At 71.2% G+C, this 17,181-nt stretch carries 12 protein-coding genes; 5 read left to right on the forward strand and 7 right to left on the reverse strand.

Annotated features, from left to right (window positions below; translation table 11 throughout):
* Positions 1-111 precede the first annotated feature (111 nt).
* A complete protein-coding gene (locus tag ACWEOZ_RS40810; RefSeq protein ID WP_451916045.1) occupies positions 112-900 on the forward strand; it encodes a methyltransferase domain-containing protein in 789 nt (262 codons plus the stop codon).
* Positions 901-1,120: 220 nt separating this feature from the next.
* Complete coding sequence (locus tag ACWEOZ_RS40815; protein WP_451916046.1) at positions 1,121-1,609, forward strand: DUF1579 family protein; 489 nt, start codon at positions 1,121-1,123, stop codon at positions 1,607-1,609.
* 63 nt (positions 1,610-1,672) lie between these two features.
* Here the strand turns inward: ACWEOZ_RS40815 and ACWEOZ_RS40820 are convergent, their stop codons facing one another.
* On the reverse strand, positions 1,673-2,428 hold the full coding sequence (locus tag ACWEOZ_RS40820; protein ID WP_451916047.1) for an SDR family NAD(P)-dependent oxidoreductase: 756 nt from the start codon (positions 2,426-2,428) through the stop codon (positions 1,673-1,675).
* Between the two features lie 137 nt (positions 2,429-2,565).
* Between ACWEOZ_RS40820 and ACWEOZ_RS40825 the strand changes: the two genes are divergently transcribed.
* Positions 2,566-3,681, forward strand: coding sequence for an abortive infection protein (locus tag ACWEOZ_RS40825; RefSeq protein ID WP_451916048.1), 1,116 nt, complete (start codon positions 2,566-2,568; stop codon positions 3,679-3,681).
* 58 nt (positions 3,682-3,739) lie between these two features.
* On the opposite strand, the gene ACWEOZ_RS40830 is transcribed toward ACWEOZ_RS40825, so the two are convergent.
* Entirely contained in the window at positions 3,740-4,942 is a 1,203-nt protein-coding gene (locus ACWEOZ_RS40830; RefSeq protein WP_451916049.1) for a cytochrome P450, read from the reverse strand.
* 320 nt (positions 4,943-5,262) lie between these two features.
* Here ACWEOZ_RS40830 and ACWEOZ_RS40835 point away from each other — a divergent pair, with 320 nt between their 5' ends.
* On the forward strand, positions 5,263-5,682 hold the full coding sequence (locus ACWEOZ_RS40835) for a DUF6069 family protein (protein ID WP_451916050.1): 420 nt from the start codon (positions 5,263-5,265) through the stop codon (positions 5,680-5,682).
* An 82-nt stretch (positions 5,683-5,764) separates the two neighbouring features.
* Here the strand turns inward: ACWEOZ_RS40835 and ACWEOZ_RS40840 are convergent, their stop codons facing one another.
* The 5 genes from ACWEOZ_RS40840 to ACWEOZ_RS40860 all read right to left on the reverse strand — a co-directional run bounded on the left by ACWEOZ_RS40840 (position 5,765) and on the right by ACWEOZ_RS40860 (position 15,187).
* The gene (locus ACWEOZ_RS40840; RefSeq protein WP_451916051.1) at positions 5,765-6,601 is read right to left on the reverse strand and encodes an alpha/beta fold hydrolase; all 837 of its coding nucleotides are present in this window, start codon (positions 6,599-6,601) and stop codon (positions 5,765-5,767) included.
* 133 nt (positions 6,602-6,734) lie between these two features.
* Positions 6,735-7,187 carry an enediyne antibiotic chromoprotein gene (locus ACWEOZ_RS40845; RefSeq protein WP_451916052.1) on the reverse strand — a complete coding sequence of 151 codons (453 nt, stop codon included), beginning with the start codon at positions 7,185-7,187 and terminating at the stop codon, positions 6,735-6,737.
* Positions 7,188-7,344: 157 nt separating this feature from the next.
* Entirely contained in the window at positions 7,345-8,997 is a 1,653-nt protein-coding gene (locus ACWEOZ_RS40850) for a (2,3-dihydroxybenzoyl)adenylate synthase (RefSeq protein ID WP_451916053.1), read from the reverse strand.
* On the reverse strand, positions 8,997-14,093 hold the full coding sequence (locus tag ACWEOZ_RS40855) for a type I polyketide synthase (RefSeq protein ID WP_451916054.1): 5,097 nt from the start codon (positions 14,091-14,093) through the stop codon (positions 8,997-8,999). Before ACWEOZ_RS40855 ends, ACWEOZ_RS40850 begins: the two co-directional genes overlap by 1 nt.
* Before the next feature lie 47 nt (positions 14,094-14,140).
* Positions 14,141-15,187, reverse strand: a complete 1,047-nt coding sequence (locus ACWEOZ_RS40860; RefSeq protein WP_451916055.1) for a methyltransferase — start codon at positions 15,185-15,187, stop codon at positions 14,141-14,143.
* Positions 15,188-15,391: 204 nt separating this feature from the next.
* Here ACWEOZ_RS40860 and ACWEOZ_RS40865 point away from each other — a divergent pair, with 204 nt between their 5' ends.
* Entirely contained in the window at positions 15,392-17,065 is a 1,674-nt protein-coding gene (locus tag ACWEOZ_RS40865) for an FAD-dependent monooxygenase (protein ID WP_451916056.1), read from the forward strand.
* The last annotated feature ends 116 nt before the right edge of the window (positions 17,066-17,181 follow it).

Raw genomic sequence — 17,181 nt, forward strand, 5'->3', positions numbered from 1 at the left:
CCGCGGGGGTGCGAGTGTGGACCCGCGATCCTGATCGGCGGCGAAGGGGCAGGCACAGTGGAATCCACCGCAGCGCACGCAGTGGCACCGGCAGGTGAGGAGCTGGGGCGGATGTACGACGAATCTGCCGGCTTGTCCCAGATCTTCATCGACGGCCAGGAGCATCTTCCCTACTGGTTCGACGATCATGACGACACTCCTGCGGTCGAGGCGGCTCGTCGTATCACCCGAAAGGTGGGCGACGGGATCGGGCTGCGGGCCGGCGAGCGAGTGCTGGACGCCGGCTGCGGTGTCGGCGGCCCGGCTGTTCAGCTGCACCAGGAGTTCGGTGTACGGGTCAGCGGCATCACCATCAGCGCGGTGCAGGCGACCGAGGCGAGCGCTCGCGCCGAGGAGGCCGGGGCCGCCGGCGGTGTCGACTTCCGTCACGGTGACTACCGCTCGCTGCCCTTCGGCGACGGCTCGTTCGATGCTGCGGTGGCGATGGAGTCCCTCATGCATGCCACCGACCTGGGCGAGGTGCTCGGCGAGATGCGCCGGGTGCTGCGCCCGGGAGGACGTCTGGGCATCAGCGACATCACCCGGGAGGCGGCACTGGACGGCAAGCGCGCCATCGAGTTCGCGAACAAGTTTCAGGTCGCCCAGCTGCTCAGCCTCGAGGAGTGGATCGACGCCCTGCGCACGGCCGGCTTCGCCGTCGAGGAGTACACCCAGTGCGGCCCGCGGGTCTACGGCATGGGCCTGCGCTACGTGGACCGGGCTGACGAGTTGATGGGCGAACTCGTCGCAGGCTTCGGCGAAGCCATGGTGAGCGAGCTCAAGGCCAGTTACCGCGACTACTTCGGCTGGGGCTCCGACATCGGCTACGCCGTCATCGCCGCCCGCAAGCCGTACCTCTGACGGAGGGAACCGGCCTGCCGCGGAAAAACTTTCCGCGGCACCGATGAGTTGCTTCAGCTGTCGTCGTCATAACAGGTAGATCCGGGTGACGGGCCTTCACGGCCCGCCATGCCGGATCTCGACGCCTGGTCCTTCACCCCCGGTAGGACACACCGCCCGAGCCGAACGGCTCGGGCGGTGAGGTGTCGGCCCATGATCAAGACGACGGCAAGGAGCCAACATGTCCGATGAAGCGATGCCGCCTGCGCCTCCGCAGCCCGCGCCCGAGCTCAAGCAGCTCGACTACCTGGTCGGCACCTGGAAGCTCAGCGGCATGACCGAGGAGGGCCCGATGGGCCCGCCGGCGAAGATGACCGGTACGGAGACCTTCGAGTGGCTGCCCGGCGGGTTCTTCCTCGTGCACCACTGGGAGGGATCCATCGACATGGGCCCGCAGGGTGCCATGCCGGATGTCGGCTACGAGTTCTTCGACTACGACCCGGAGACCAACAAGTTCCGCTCGCACTACTTCAGCAGCTTCGGCCCGTACAACGAGGAGCAGAGCCACTACGTGGGCGACTTCGAGGACGACAAGCTCGTCCTGGTCGGCCCGGCCCGCTATGTCCGGGCACTGCAGGAGGACGGCAGCATCAAGTACGACTGCGAATTCCCGCTGCCGGACGGCAACTGGGTGCCGTTCATGCACGCCACGCTGACGAAGGTGAACTGACCCTTCGCCCGTGGCCGGAGCACCGTGCCGCCGTTCGCACCGGCGGCACGGTGCTCCGCACTGTCACCGATGCGGCACGGAGCCGATCAGCCCGCCGTCGACCAGCAGCTCCTGGCCGGTGATGTACGACGAGCGCGGTGACAACAGGAACAGCGCGGTCTGTGCCACATCCTCCGGGGTGCCCAGCCGCCCGAGCGGCACCTGCACTCGTGATGCCTCCTGCTCCTGCGCGGACGAGGCGATACTGGTGAACATGTCGGTGACGATGAAGCCGGGGCTGATCGCGTTGATCCGGATGCCCCGGGCGCCGAGGTCGCCTGCGAGCGAGCGGGCCAGGTTCACCACCGCCGCCTTGCCCGCGGCGTACAGCGGTGTGGTCGCCAGTCCGCGATGCACCAGCCAGCTCCCGTTGAGCACCACCGCGGCGCCGTCGGTCAGCATGGGCATGGCTTTCTGCACCGTGTGGAAGACACCCCGGAAGTTGATGTTCATCAGCAGGTCGTAATCGTCGTCGGACACCGACGCGGCGGGACCGAAACGGGCGACACCGGCGTTGGCGAACAGCCCGTGCAGCACCCCGAAACGTGCCAGCACGGTGCTCAGCAACCGGTCCACGGCGGCGGGGTCCGCGACGTCGGCCACGACCGGCAGCAGCCGGTCGCCCGCGTCGAGCTCAGCTGCCGCGTCCTCCAGCCGCCGGGGGTTGCGCCCGGCGATCACCACCTGGGCGCCGGCGGTCAGCAGCAGTGCGGCGGTCGCCAGCCCGATGCCGCTGCCGCCCCCGGTCACCAGTACGGTCTTGCCGTCGAATTCGCCCATGCCAGAAGTCTCGCAACGCCGGGTACGGGCAGGCATCTCCCGCCGTGCCCGCCCGCGCACGCGCGAAGGTGCCCGCTCCGTCGACCGGCTGGGAGCGTCGATGACGCCCGCATGGGCTCATCGACGAAGGGAACACGATGACCGGCGACTCCGACCGCACGACCACCGGAAACAGTTGGCCGCCGCGCTACCGCGGTGTCACCTACGACACCGGCACCAATTTCGCCACCGGGCAGGGCGAGCTGTCACGGGTGGTCTGGAGCGAGACGCGGATGGCCGGCGAGATCAGGGCCATCCGCGAGCAGTTGCACTGCAACTCGGTCACCGTCTACGGCAGCGATCTGGAGCGGCTGGAGCAGACCGCGCGCACCGCTGTGGCGTGCGGGCTGCACGTCTGGCTCCAGCCGCGGCTGGTCGACCGGCCCCAGGACGAGGTGATCCAGCACCTGGCCCGGGCCGCCGCTATCGCCGAGTCGGTGCGCTCCGCGGGTGGCGAGATCAGCCTGGTGGTGGGCTGCGTGGCCTCGGTGTTCGTGCCCGGCATCGTGGCCGGCGACAAGTACCACGAGCGGATGGCCAACATCTTCGCCGCCGCCGACCACCGGGTGCTCACACCGACCGGCACCGTGGATCTGGAGACCGCGGCGCAGCGGCTCAACACCTACCTCGACCGGGCTGTGAAGACAGCCCGCCAGACGTTCCAGGGCACCATCGCCTACGCCGCCGCACCGTTCGAAGACGTCGACTGGCGGCTGGTCGACGTCATCGGGCTGATGCACTTCTACACGCTGGCGTACCCGACGAGTGAGGTGGAGCACGCCCGGGAGATCCAGCGCTACCAGCGGTGGGGCAAGCCCGTCATGATCGCCGAGTTCGGCACGGCAACCTGGGACGGCGCCGCGCAGCGGGCGTTCATGTCGTTCGACGTCGTCGACCGCGCCGGCCCGCGGCCCACGGTCGTGCCCGGCGTCGTCCGCGACGAGCAGGCCCAGGCCGACTTCCATCTGCGGATGCTCGATGTCTTCGAGCGCGCCGGTGTGTACGCGGTAGCGGTCAGCGAGTTCATCCACCCCACGCACCCGCACTCGACCGACCCCGCCCTGGACCTCGACACCGCCAGCATGGCGCTGACCCGTACGGTTCGCGACGACTACGACGATCCCGCCTCGGCATACACCTGGCAGCCGAAGCTCGCGTTCGCCGAGCTGGCCGACTACTACGCCGCGGCGGAGCGCACCTCCGCCCACCACTGACGCACCACGACGACGGGGTACCGCCACCACGGTGGCGGTACCCCGTCGGTCGCTGTGGTCACCAGGTGACCGGCAGGCTCTCCACCCGCTCCAGCGGGCCGGTGACGCTGGTGTGCACCTGCGCGGCCGGTACGGCCAAGCGCAGACCCGGCAACCGGCGCGGGATCTCGCGGAAGACCAGCTCCAGCTCCAGCCGGGCCAGGTTCTGCCCGATGCACTGGTGGACACCGTGACCGAACCCCAGGTGGTGGCGGGGCTCGCGGCGGACATCGAGCTCTTCGGGGCTCGCCACCAGGTCCGTGGTGAAGTTGGCGGCGGCCGCGCCGATGAGCACACCGTCCCCGGCGCGGATCCGTACGCCGGCGATGTCGATGTCCTCGACCGCGACCCTGGAGATGGCTTCGATCAGCGAGACATAACGCATGATCTCCTCGACCGCCCCGGTAGCGAGACCGGGATCGTCTCTCAGGGCGGCGAACTGCTCCGGGTGCTCGAGCAGCGCCATGACACCCAGCGAGATCACGTTGGCGGTGGTGTCCTGCCCGGCGATCAGCATGAGCATCGCGTACTGGACCAGCTCGGCCCGGGTGAGGCGACCGTGGCGGACCTGCTCGGCGATCAGGTCGTCGAGCAGCCCGTCGCCGGGCTGCCGCAACTTGGCCCCGACCACGTCGTCGAAGTACGCCGTCATGTCCGCCATCGCCTGCTCGGCATGCGACGCGTCGGAGTCGAACAGCGCCCGGGCCGGCTTCTCGAACGCCGCCCGGTCCTCGTACGGCACACCCATCAGCACGCAGATCGCCATCGAGGGCACCGGTACGGAGAAGGCCGAGACCAGATCGGCGCCCGGGCCGGCGGCGATCATGGCGTCGATCCGCTCGTCCACGATGGTCTGCAGGACCGGGCGTAGCTTCCTCATCCGGCGCACCGAGAAGCTGGAGATCAACATCGCTCGCTGCCGGGTGTGCACGGGCGGATCCACGCCGATCAGCGCGTCGGTGTAGCCGGTGTCCTCCAGCCCTGCCATGTCGGGGCTGATGAACGGGAAGCCCTCGCGATGCGGATCGATGGATACCCGGGGGTCGGCGAGCAGCTGGCGGGCCTGTTCGAAACCGGTGACGAGCCAGGCCTGGCTGCCGTCGTACAGGGTGACTCTGGCGATCGGTCCGCGCGCGCGAAGGGCGTCGTTGCGCGGCGACGGCCGGTACGGGCACTCGCGCCCGATGGGATAGACGGGTGCCTCGGTGGCCGGAACGGTCATCGTTTGCTCCTCTGCAAGCGGGGCGAGGTCAGATGCTGCGGCGCCGCCAGCGCGCCCGGGGCCGCCCGGTGGTGTCCGCCGCCGGCGGCTCATCCGCTGAGCGGCCGGAACTCTCGGTACGGTCATCGACGAAGGACATCTGGTTTCGCATGAGGCGGTCTCCGCTTCGTAGGCGCGCCGGGGCCCTTTCAGCGTGGCGGCCACCGGCGGTGGTGTCGTCTCCGGATGTGCGGTGGGAATTGCCGCGCGCACGTGCCTGAGCTGCGCAACGTGCGATATCCTGTGCGCGCCGGGGGGCATCTCGAAACGAAGGATGTGGAATGGATTCCACTGTGTCCACCGCGAACGCCTCGGGGGCCCGCAGCCGGACGGTGAAGACGCGCGCGTTGACCATTGCCGCGGCCGTCATCGCCGCGGTGCTGCTCTGGATCATCGCCGTCCCGATCGCCGGCACCGATCTGCTGACCGAGACCGCCGCTGACAATCCGCCCGCCGAGGTGCCGCTCGCCGGCGTGATCATCTCTGTGCTGATCATCGGCCTGGTCGGCTGGGGCCTGCTGACGCTGCTCGAACGGTTCACCGCCAAGGGCCGCTTGATCTGGACGATCATCGCGGTGGTGGTGCTGCTGGTGTCGTTCGCCGGCCCCGCCACGGCGACCACGACCGGCGCCATGCTGTGGCTGTCGGCCATGCACGTGGTGGTCGGTGGCATTCTCATCGCCGGGTTCACCCGACGCTGAGCCGCGCGGAACGTGCCTGTGCCCCGGGCCGGCGCAGGCACGTTCGGGCGAAGCGCATCTTGCTGCCCCGGCGGTGGCCCGTTCAGGCGGCCAGCGCCTCGCGCAGGGTCGCGGCGAAGGCGAACGGGTGGGTGACATGAGCGACATGGCCGCCGGGGAAGTGCCGCAACGGCAGACCGAGGGTGGTGGCCAGGGCCTTGTTGGGGCGGTACGCGAACTGGTCACGACCGGTGGTGCTGCCGGCCAGGACGAGGCGGTCCGCCGACGCCGTCAGCGCGTCCAGGTCGAGGCGGTACCCGGGAAACGTTCGTACCTCATGCTCGAACCAGAAGACGAGGTTGCGCCGCAGCCGTTCCAGCAGCTCCTCGAGCAGTGCGGGCGGAAGCTCCGAGCCGGGCGGCGGGCGCGTCTCCGTGCCGAGACCCACGTGGGTCCGGAACGCTTCTTTCGCGGCGGCCAGTCCATCGCTGCGGTAGGTGGCGTAGAGGTCGTCGTAGTAGGCGAGCCAGTGGTCGGCGTCCGGTAGCACCGAGGCCAGCGGCGGTTCGTGAGCGACCAGCCGTCGTACCCTCTCGGGGTGGTTCTGCAGCAGGGCGAGTGCGACGATGCCGCCCGAGCAGCTGCCGAAGACGTCCGCGTGCCCGCCGCCGAGCTGGTCGATCAGGTGCCTCGCGTCGGACACGTCGTCGTCGACGCGGCGGGCGTCGTCGACCTCGGTGAAGAGCGTGCTACGCGAGAAACCCCGCCGGTCGTAGCTGATGACGGTGTAGTGGCCCGCCAGGTCATCGGCCATCGGGCCGAACGGGGCGGCGTCGCCGTTGCCGGTGGGGATCAGCAGTAGAGGCGGGCCGTCGCCGCGTACCTCGTAGTAGATGCTGGCGTCCGGCAGGCTCAACCGGCCGGTCCTCGGGGTGGGCATGCGCGCCTCCAGGAAGCAGATGTCCTGTCACGCTATGCAGCAACCGGTATGCGAGGCATCTTCGGGCGAGCGCACCACAGACGGCGAAGCGCCGGACCGGCAGAGGCCGGCCCGGCGCTTGCGTGCGGGTGTGTCAGGCGAAGCTGATCGACGTGCCGGCGGCGTCGCCGACCTCGTTGAACATGCCGATACCACATTCGACGACGGTGCAGTCGACCGCCGGTCCCGGCTCGCCGTCGGGGCCGACGGTGCCCGGGAAGGTACGGGCCACCGTCATCGACGCCGCGGCACTGCCGTCGGCAGCGGGGCTGACGGTGACCAGGCCCGCCTCATTGCAGGAGAAGACGTCGCCGACCACGCCACACTGGCCGATGGTGTACGTCGTCCCGACCTGAAGGCCGGTCGCCGTCACGGCGATGACCGCCCCGTCGGTGAGGCCGGTCGACGGGCTGACCGAGATGGCGGCGGCCTGCGCCTCGGGCTCGGCGGCACCGGCCATCGGGGCGGCGAAGGTGACGGTGGCGGCGACCATCGCGGTGGCGGCGGCGCCGGTGAGGAGACGACGCTTGATCTTGTTCACGGACACGTGAGCTCCATTCGCTGGATGAGAGGTGTTCTCGTGCTGTGTAACGGCGCACTCCGGAGCGCAGAACAACCGGTCGGCCCAACCGGTTCTAACTGTTATGACGATGCGCGCACCGGCAACTCATCGGTGTCTGGCCAACAATCTGCCGGGAAACATCTCAAGCGCCGCTTAAGGCCGTATTCACCAGGGAACGGAGTCTGGCCTTGTCCGGCTTTCCCACCGGAGTGTGCGGCAGCTGATCGACCACGACCAGATGCTCCGGTGCCTTGAACGCCGCGACACCGCGCGCGGCCAGAAAAGCCCGTACGTCCGGCAGCGTCAGCGAATGCTCCGGGTGCAGTCGCACCACGGCGCAGACCCGTTCGCCGACCGCCGGATCCGGCACCGCGACCGCGGCCACCTCGGCCACCTCGGGCAGTTCCTGCAGCAGCTGCTCGATCTCGCCGGCGGAGATCTTCTCGCCGCCGCGGTTGATCAGGTCCTTCACCCGCCCGCACACCACGACGTGGCCGCTCGCGGTGAGCCGGACGAGATCGCCGGTGCGGTACCAGCCGTCGGAGGTGAACGACACCGCGTTCTGCTGCGGAGCCCGGTAGTAGCCGCGTGGGGTGTACGGCCCCCGGGTCAGCAGCTCGCCTATCCCGCCGGGCGGCACCGGTGCGCCGTCACGGTTCACCACGAGCAGCTCGTCGTAGGCGCTGATCGGCGTGCCCTGCGTCGTGTCGGCCATCGGGTCGGGGGCGTAGGGCCGGGTGCAGCAGATCAGGCCCTCGGCCATCCCGTACACCTGTTGCAGCCCGCAGCCCAGCGCCGGACGGATCCGCGCCACGACCTCCGGCGACAGCATCGATCCGCCCACCTGGACGTAACGCAGGCTGTCGAGGTGGTGGCGGGTCGTCGCGGCGGCCTCCATCCAACGCAGCACCACGGCCGGCACCGCTGCCGTCACGGTGACCCGCTCAGCCTCGATGGCGGCGAACACCGCCTCCGGACGTGGCGAACCGACCAGCACCACCCGGCCACCGACGGCCAGCGTGCCCAGGATCCCGGGATTGGCCAGCGGAAAGTTGTGCCCGGCAGGCAGCGCCGCCAGATAGACCGTCCGCGCGTCGAATGCGCAGGCCGCCACCGCACAGCGGATGTTGTAGGCGTAGTCGTCGTGGGTACGCGCGATGACCTTGGGAACGGCGGTCGTGCCGCCGGACAACAGGAACACCGCCACATCCCCGCCACCGGGCGCACGCGCATCCAGGCGCTCGCGCCGCCGTAGCGCGTCGTCGACCACGTCCGACTCGAGCAGATCGCCCAGGCGTGCACTGGTCTCCCGGCGCGGTTCACCACAGACCAGCACGCGTGCCCCGCCTGCCAACCGTGGCAGCACCCGATGGGCCAGGGCCTCGTGGTCGTAGCCGCGCCACGTGCCGGGCACGATGACCGCACGGGCGTCCACATGCTCGCCGATCGCGCCCAGCTCATTCTCCCGGTGCGGTGGCAGCATCATCACCGGAGCCACGCCGGCGCGCAGACAGGCCAGCAACACCACGACGAATTCCCAGCTGTTGGGTAGCTGGACCAGCACACTGTCACCGCGGCGCAGGCCCAGTCCGGCCATGCCCTCGGCCAGCCGGTCGGCGAGCACAGCCAGTTCCCGGTAGGTCAAGCGACGAGTGTCGTCGACCACCGCCACCCGGTCGGGGTGGTCGGCGGCCCGGCGCCACAGGTGAGCGCCGAGGGCCTCGCCGCGCCAGCATCCGGCCGCCCGATAGGCATGAGCCAGATCGGCCGGCCACGGCACGATGCCGGAGGTCATCACAAAACTCCTTCCGCGGTGCCCGGCGCCTGCGGCAACAGCCCGCCGGCGTAGGCGGCGATGCCGTCGACGGTGGGCTGATCCCACAACAGCGTGGCGGGCAGCGCCACGGAGAAGTCCTGTTGCAGCCGGTGACGGACCCGAGTGGTCATGAGCGAGTCGAGACCCATCTCGGTCAGGGGACGATGATTGTCGATGTCGGTGGCGCTCAGCCCCGACTCCTCGGCCACCCGGTGAGCCACCGCATCGACCAGGGCGGCATGCCGCTCAGCGCCCCCCAGCAGGGCCCACGGAGCGTCGGCCCGCACCGGCGCCGTCCGCACCTCCGCCACGGCGGCGAGGTCGCGCAGCAACGGGGTCCGAGCCGGCTCACCCGGGCCCGGCGGATGCACACGCAGCACGGCCGCGTACGCGTCGTCCCCTCCAGCCAGCAGCTCCCAGGCGTCGAACGCCTCAGCGGCGGTGATGTCCGCCGTGCCGTGCGCGGCCAGCTCGAGGTCGATCGCCTCGGACGAGGTCGACATGCCCAGCCCGCGCCACGACGTCCAGCCGATCGCCAGGCTGCCCGCGTCACCGGCCGCGCGCCGGTGAGCAGCGAGGGTGTCCAGGTAGGCGTTGGCGGCGGCGTACGACGCCTGGCCGGGCAGACCCAGCAACTGCCCCGCGGAGGAGAACAGCACGAAGAAGTCGACGCTGCCCGGCGGGAACAACTCGTGCAGCACCCGTGCCCCGCTCACCTTCGGACGCATGACTGTGCGCAGCGAGGCCTCATCGAGGTCACGCAGCAGGCGGTTGTCGAGCACACCGGCGGCGTGCACGACGCCACGGATCGGCGGCAGCCCGAGCGTGGACGGGTCGAGCAGCCGGCGGGCCGCGGCGGCGTCGGCGACGTCCAGAGCGAGCGGTTGCACCGTGACGCCGAGGCGTTCCAGTGCGACCACCGCGTCAACACGAGCCCGCACACCGGGCTCGGACACCTCGTGCCAGCGTTCGCGCGGCGGCAAACCCTGCCGACCGGTGAGGACGAGCCGACGGGCGCCGCGCCCGGCCAGCCACCTGGCCACCTCCAGGCCGAGGACCCCCAGACCGCCGGTGATCAGATACGTGGCACCGGGACCACAGTCCTGATCTGTTCTGGCCATCGGGCCGACGCGCGGTCGCAGCCGAGGCACGCTTGTCACACCGCCGCGTACGGCGACGACATCCTCGCCGCGGACCGTGCGCAGCACCTCGGCGAGGGCACCGGCGTCGGCCGGATCGGCTCCGATGTCGATCACGCCGCCCCACAGCCCGGGCTGCTCGCCACCGATGACCCGGCCCAGCCCCCACAGCGCGCCGTGCTCCGGCGCGGCGGCGGTGCGGCCCTCCAGGACGCCCTCGGTGATCGCCCACAGCCGGGTGACCGCCGGGTGCCCGGCGGTGCGGGCCAGCAGCCAGGCGGCGTCCTCGGCGACCGGTGGGGGCGCCACGACGACAGCGGCCGGTGCCGTCAGGTGCTCCGGGGCTTCGAGCGCGGGACAGCCGAGGGCGGTGGCCAGCCGGGAGCGCAACGGCGAAGGAGGACCGAGCACGACCAGAGGCTTCGCGGCCTGGTCCTGCGGTGCTGTTACGGCGGCGGGGCGCCATCCGACCGTGTACACCAAGGTGGCGTCCTGCTCGGTTGCCTCCATCCGGCCGTAGCGCAGGTCGTCCAGGCGCGCCGCCGGGACGCCGCCGGCATCGGTGATCTCGACGGTCACGGTTTCCGCTGCGGTGCGGCGCACCGTGATCCGGGCCGCGCGCGGGGCGGTGGGGGCGAGGGTGATCCGGCCCAGGTGTGCGGGCATGCGCAGCACCGCAGGCCCCGGGAAGATGACCGACGCGATCGACAGAGCGGCGTCGAGGATCGGCGTCCACCGGTGCGGGCCGTACGAGCCGCCGTCCAGGTCCACCACGGCGCTCAGCACGTCTAGGCCCCGGCGCAGCGAACGCACGTTCCAGGCGAAGCCCATGGCGGCGACCCCGAGGGTGGCCAGCCGGTCCACGACGTAGCTCGGGGCCAGCTCCTCCGCTGTCTCAACGGTTTCGGCGGTGCCGGGCAGCCCGGCGTGGGTGGTGACCGTGGCGGTCGTGTGGGTGAGCCAGCCGCGGTCATCGTCGTCGTCGCGGCCGCCGGCGATCCGCGAACTGAGTCGCAGCGAGCCGTCCTGCAACGACACCTGCAGGTCGCGGCGCTGGGCCAGGCTCACCGGCACCCGCAGGGCCACGTCGGTCAGATCCGGCCAGGCGCGCCGCGCCGACGCCGCTGCGAGGAAGGTCTCCAGCAGTACGGCGGCGGGCACGATTTCGACCCCGCGGACGGGATGGCGCCCGGGATACGGCCGCGAGTTGAGATCAACCACTGTGGACCAGGAATCGACCGTGCTCGTGCCGCGCACCGTGACCCGGTGGCCGAGCAGGGTGTGGGTGAATGGATCGTGGGTCGTCACGGCCGGACGCGCGGCTGATTCCTCGACCCAGTACGGCTTGTGCTGCCAGGCGGTTCCCGGCAGGTCGGCCAGCTCACGACGTGGCCACAGCGCGGCCCAGTCGACCTCCGCGCCACGGCAGTAGAGCTCGGCGGCCGCGGTCAGCAGGCTTCGCAGCTCCGGGCGGCCCCGGCGCAGCGAGATGCCCACGTACGCGTCTGATATCCCGAGCGACGTCAACGTGTCATCGACCGAGTGCGCCACCACCGGGTGCGGGGAGATCTCCACGAAAAGCCGGTAGCCGTCCTCGGCGGCCGCCGTGACCGCACCGGCCAGCCGTACCTGGTCGCGGAGGTTACGGGCCCAGTACGAGCCGTCGCGGGCTGTCGCGGAGCGTGGATCATCCATGGCGGTGCTGTAGACCCGGATCCGGGGCGGACGCGGCGACAGGTCGTGCGCGGCCGCGGCGAGCTTGTCGAGCAGCGGATCCATCTGGGGGCTGTGGAAGGCGACGTCGGAGTTGACCATCCGTACGGCGAACCCGTCGGCGCGCCAGTGTTCGCTGAGCTGCGCCACGGCGTCCGGGGCGCCGGAGACAACCGTCCAGCCGGGCGACGCGGCGATGGCGACCACGACGTCGTCGCGCGCGCCGAGCCTGCGCTGCGCCTCGGCCGGAGCGATGTTGATCATCGCCATCGCGCCGGCGCCGATGACGGGGCGCAGCAACAACGATCGTCGGCAGACCAGCCGGGCGCCCTCTTCCGGCGTCAGCATGCCGGCGGTCACGGCGGCGGCGATCTCACCGACCGAATGCCCGATGACCGCGTCCGGGCGTACGCCCGCCGCCCGCCATGCCGCACCCAGCGCGACTTGCACCGCGAAGATCATGGGCTGCACCACGTCCACCGGATGCGTGCGGTCCTCGGCCAGCAGGGCACGCAGCGAAACCCCCAGCTCCGCGGCGAAGACGGGCTCCAGCCGGTCGATGACCGCGGCGAAGACGGGATGCGTGGCGGTGAGTTCCCGGGCCATGCCGGTCCACTGCGAGCCGTGTCCGGAGAAGACCCACACCACTCCGCGGCCGGCGTGCGGGAGCACCTGACCGGTCAGAGCGCTGCGCGCCCGTGCGGCCACCTCGCGCAGACCGGTGATGAGCTCGTCGTGGTCGCCGGCCACGACCGCGGCGCGCTCGGGCAGGTGCGAGCGCCGCAGCGCGAGGGTGTGACCGGCGGCGGCCAGCGAGACATCGCCGGCGGCGAGCCGGTCCGCGAGTCGTCCGGCCTGCTCGGCCAGCGCCTGTGGGGTCGCCGCCGACAACGGGTAGAGGTTCGTGTCGACCTCGGCGTCAACCGTAGCGGCTGCCGGTGCCTGCTCGAGGATGACGTGAGCGATGGTGCCGCCGTAGCCGAACCCGGAGACCCCGGCGCGGCGCGGGCCCGGCCCGTCGGGCCACGCGGTGAGCTCGGTGGCCACCCGCAGGTTGGTGGCGTCCCAGTCGATCGCCGGGTTCGGCCGGGTCACATTGAGGCTCGCGGGGATCGTGCCGTGGCGCAGCGCCAGCACCGCCTTGATCACGCCGGCCACCCCGGAACCCGCCTCCAGGTGGCCGATGTTGGGTTTGACCGAGCCGATCAGGCACGGCGTACGGCGCCCGACGCCGAACACCGACGCCATGGCGGCCGCCTCCAGCGGATCGCCCACCCGGGTACCGGTGCCGTGCGCCTCCACGTAGTCGACGGTCGCCGGGTCGATCCCGGACGCGGCGTACGCTCTGCGCAACAGATACATCTGAGCGTCGGCATCCGGTGCCATGATGCCGTTGGTCCGGCCGTCCTGACGCACGGCGCTGCCCCGTACCACCGCCAGCACCCGGTCACCGTCGCGCTCGGCGTCGCGCAGCCTCTTAAGCACTACCACGCCGCCGCCCTCACCGCGGCCGTAGCCGTCGGCCGCGGCGTCGAAGGACTTGCTGCGCCCGTCCGGGGAGGTGGCACCCGCCGCGTCGAGCACCAGCGACAGGCCGGGCGCGGCCATGACCAGAACGCCGCCGGCCAGCGCGACCTCGCACTCCCCGGCCCGCAGCGCCTGCGCCGCGAGGTGGATGGCGACCAGAGACGACGAACAGGCCGTGTCCACGGCGACACTCGGCCCGCGCAGGTCCAGTGCGTACGACACCCGGTTGGCCACCGCGCAGTACGCGCCGCCGATGCCGGTCCACGCCTCGATCGTGGGCAGGTCCTCCAGCAGCCGGCGGCCGTAGTCGTCAGCTCCCACCCCCATGAACACGGCGGCATCGGTACCGGCCAGGTCACGCGGGGGCACACCGGCGTGCTCGAGTGCCTCCCAGGCCAGCTCCAGCACCATGCGCTGCTGGGGGTCCATGAGTGCCGCCTCGCGCGGCGTGATGTCGAAGAACTCGGCGTCGAAGCCCTTGATGTCGTCGAGGAACGACCCCGTGGCAGGGGTGTCACGGACTGCGGCGGCATGCTCCGAACTCTGCCGGGCGTAGAACTGCCAACGGTCGGCCGGCACCCGGCCGATCGTGTCGCGGCCGGTGCGCAGCAGATCCCAGAATTGCTCGGGCGACGTGACGCCGCCGGCGAACCGGCAGGACATGCCGATGATGGCGATGGGCTCGGGTGATGGCATCAGGTTCTCCTTGGGCGCGCCGGATCTGGTGTGGGCGGCGGCAAACCTCAGCGGTGGCCGACGACCAGGGCGTGGCTGAAGCCGAGGCCGTCGTGCCGCTCGGCCGTGGTGAACCCCGCCGCGAGCACCGCGCGCTCCATGTCAGCGGCGGAGTAGGCCATGCCCTCACCGGAGGCCAGCGTGAGGAAGTACGCCGACAGGAACCCCGCACTCAGCGGGCCGGTGCCCGCGTCGTCGGAGACGAAGTTGTAGACCAGGCACCGGCCGCCCTCAGTCAGCGCGGCCCGGCAGCGGCGTAGCAGTTCGACGTTGCGTTCCAGCGACCAGATCTCGAAGATGTGGAAGACGAGGATGACGTCGTGTCCGCTGGGCAGGTCCCCGGTGAACAGATCCCCGGCGTGGAAGTGGATTCGGCGCCGTAGATCGGGGTCGTCGAGGCGCTGTGCGGCCAGTTCGACGACGCTGCCCTGGTCCAGGACGGTCGCCTCGAGCCCGGGATAGCGGGTGGCGAGCGCGATGCTGTTGGAACCGTCCCCGCCGCCGATATCCAGTACCCGGCGGGCGTCGCTGAGGTCGTAGGCGCCGAGGAACTGTCCGATGGACTTGCGTGAGGCGTCGCCCATGTTGGCGTAAAAGACGTGCTGCAGCTCGGGGTGCGCGCTGAGCCGCTCGTACAGGGTCGAGCCGGGCCCGTCGATGTGGCGCAAACCCACGTTGGTGCCCTTGCGGACGGCCTCGCTCAGGTCAGCCATCGCCGCATTGATGACCCGGTCCTGGACGTCGATCAGCGCCCCGAGATAGCGAGGACCGGCCCGCAGCAGTTTGGTGCGGACCAGATCCGTGTTCACGTAGCGGCCCGCCCGCAGCTCGATCAGGCGCAGGCCGGCCAGCCCGAGCAGCAGCACCCGGGCGGGTTGCTCGGCGATGCCGAGGGCCGTGGCGACACCCGGCACATCGAGGCCGCCGTCGATCTCGAGCCGCTCGAACAGGCCCAGATCAAGGCCGGTACGCAACAGCTCGAACGCTGTGGTGCCGTGCACCAGGATCCGTAGGTAGTCGGCTCGGGAGAGGGTGATGTCGCGTTCGGTGGCCATCGTTCTCCGCTCAGGCATGCAGACGGGTCGCCCGCGGCAGCGCGCGGCGACGGGATGGCACCGATCGTGGCGGCGGCGCCGCAGCCCTGGCACCTTCCGGTATGCGCCGCCGCCGGTGGGATCCGCTGCGCACTGCGGAAGGTGAGCCGGGGGCCCGAGGCCCGGGAGGATCACCAACGACTTCGCTGCGGAAGGCGGTTCCTCGTGCGCTACTCAGTAGGCGGCGGCCGGGTCACCATCGTCGGTGCCGGCCCGGCGGGACTGTTCCTCGCTCGTACGGTGCGGTTACGGTCCCCGGGCACCGTCGTCGACGTCTACGACAGGTTGAGCGCCGCGGGTACTTCCGGCTTCGGCGTCTCGCTGTCCGAGCGCACCCTGCGCGCCGTGGCCGAGCACGACCCCGAGACCCACCGGCTCATCACCGCGGCGAGCGTAGCCCAGCGCGGAGTCACCGTGCGGCTCGGCTCGCGGGCGGTGACCTATCCCGGCTTCGAGGTCAGTACCATCTCCCGGCACGCGTTGCTGTCGGTCCTGCGGCAACAGGCCGATGCGGCCGGGGCCCGCCTGCACTACGGCCACGAACTGCGGCCCGGAGAGGCGTCCGGGGATGTGGTGGCCGTTGCCGATGGCGCCGCATCGACGCACCGCGACACCCTGCGGCACGAGTTCGGTACGCGCACACGAACCGGGGCGGCCCGGTTCATCTGGCTCGGTACGACCGCCGACATCGGCGACACGGCGGTGATGGCCTTCGAGCGCACCAGCGCCGGTCCGATGGCCGTGCACATGTACGCCTACGGCGGCGGAATGAGCACCGTAGTGGTCGAGATGGACGACGACACCTGGCGCCGTGCCGGGCTCGACCGAGCCGTGCAACCAGGCGGCACCATCGACGGCAAGGCACTGGCGTACCTCGCCGGCGTCTTCGCCGTGCCGCTCAAGGGCTGCCCGCTGATCAGCGCCGCGAGCCGCTGGCGGCGCTTCACGGTGGTGGAGAATCTACGCTGGTCGCACGGCGCCACCGTGCTGCTCGGCGACGCCGCCCACACCGCCCACTTCACCGTCGGCTCGGGTACCAAGCTCGCCCTCGAAGACGCGCTCGCGCTCGGGGATGCTCTGGGCACTCATGACCGCCCCGCCGACGCGTTCGCCGAGTACGAACGCCGGCGTCGGCCCGCGGTCGCGCGTACCCAGCGCTGGGCAGCGCCCAGCATGCGCTGGTGGGAAACGTACGGCACCCGTCTGCACCTTCCCGTGGAGCAGTTCGGGCTGAACTTCCTGACCCGCACGCCGGCGATGACCTACCTCGCGCTGCGGCGGCGCTGCCCACAGCGTCTGCAGGACGCGGAGACCGCATTCCGGCGCACGGCCGGTGAGCAGGAACCGGCGGGCTCCGGCAACGCCGTCACCGCGCCGCTGCGCATCGCCGGCCTGCGCAGCGCCGGGCGGTTGGCCGTACCGGAAGCCCCCGGCCCGCTGCCGCGCACCGGAACCATGCGCCCCGGCCCGGGCGGGCTCATCCTGCTGGGGGAAGAGCACTCACCTCACCGCTTCGCCACGCTGTACTGCGGATCCACCCTCGAAGTCCTGCTGTCCCGGGCCCGGGTGCTGCTCCGGCACGGCGTGCGAATGTTCGTGGTGCTCGCCGACCTGGGCCGGTCCGGCTGGTGGGAGCGCACCCTGCACGACGCCGAAATGATCCGCGCCCGGACGGGCACGCCGGTCGCGGTTGCCGTGCCCACCGGCTGGGAGTACGACCTCGTCCGGGACGTGACGGCCGATCCCTGGCCGTATCGGATCCATCTGGCGCTGCTGGCCGGCCGCATCGATCTCGTCGTGCCGCTGCCATTGGCCGCGACCCAGCGCGACCGGGCCTGAGCGCCCAGCCGGCTGCGCGGGCCACCGGCAGCGAGGCGGAGCAGAGCTTCACCGGCGCCCCGGCCCAGAGCTCGGCGATGGACGCGGCGCGGGAGCGGCCGGACCGGGCCCGGGTC

The sequence above is a fragment of the Actinoplanes sp. NPDC004185 genome (genome assembly GCF_053603475.1).

Coding starts and splice junctions, on each gene's coding strand:
- ACWEOZ_RS40815 (WP_451916046.1), top strand. CDS start 1,121: ATGTCCGATGAAGCGATGCCGCCTGCGCCTCCGCAGCCCGCGCCCGAG.
- ACWEOZ_RS40860 (WP_451916055.1), bottom strand. CDS start 15,187: ATGGCCACCGAACGCGACATCACCCTCTCCCGAGCCGACTACCTACGG.
- ACWEOZ_RS40855 (WP_451916054.1), bottom strand. CDS start 14,093: ATGCCATCACCCGAGCCCATCGCCATCATCGGCATGTCCTGCCGGTTC.
- ACWEOZ_RS40820 (WP_451916047.1), bottom strand. CDS start 2,428: ATGGGCGAATTCGACGGCAAGACCGTACTGGTGACCGGGGGCGGCAGC.
- ACWEOZ_RS40835 (WP_451916050.1), top strand. CDS start 5,263: ATGGATTCCACTGTGTCCACCGCGAACGCCTCGGGGGCCCGCAGCCGG.
- ACWEOZ_RS40830 (WP_451916049.1), bottom strand. CDS start 4,942: ATGACCGTTCCGGCCACCGAGGCACCCGTCTATCCCATCGGGCGCGAG.
- ACWEOZ_RS40825 (WP_451916048.1), top strand. CDS start 2,566: ATGACCGGCGACTCCGACCGCACGACCACCGGAAACAGTTGGCCGCCG.
- ACWEOZ_RS40810 (WP_451916045.1), top strand. CDS start 112: ATGTACGACGAATCTGCCGGCTTGTCCCAGATCTTCATCGACGGCCAG.
- ACWEOZ_RS40850 (WP_451916053.1), bottom strand. CDS start 8,997: ATGACCTCCGGCATCGTGCCGTGGCCGGCCGATCTGGCTCATGCCTAT.
- ACWEOZ_RS40840 (WP_451916051.1), bottom strand. CDS start 6,601: ATGCCCACCCCGAGGACCGGCCGGTTGAGCCTGCCGGACGCCAGCATC.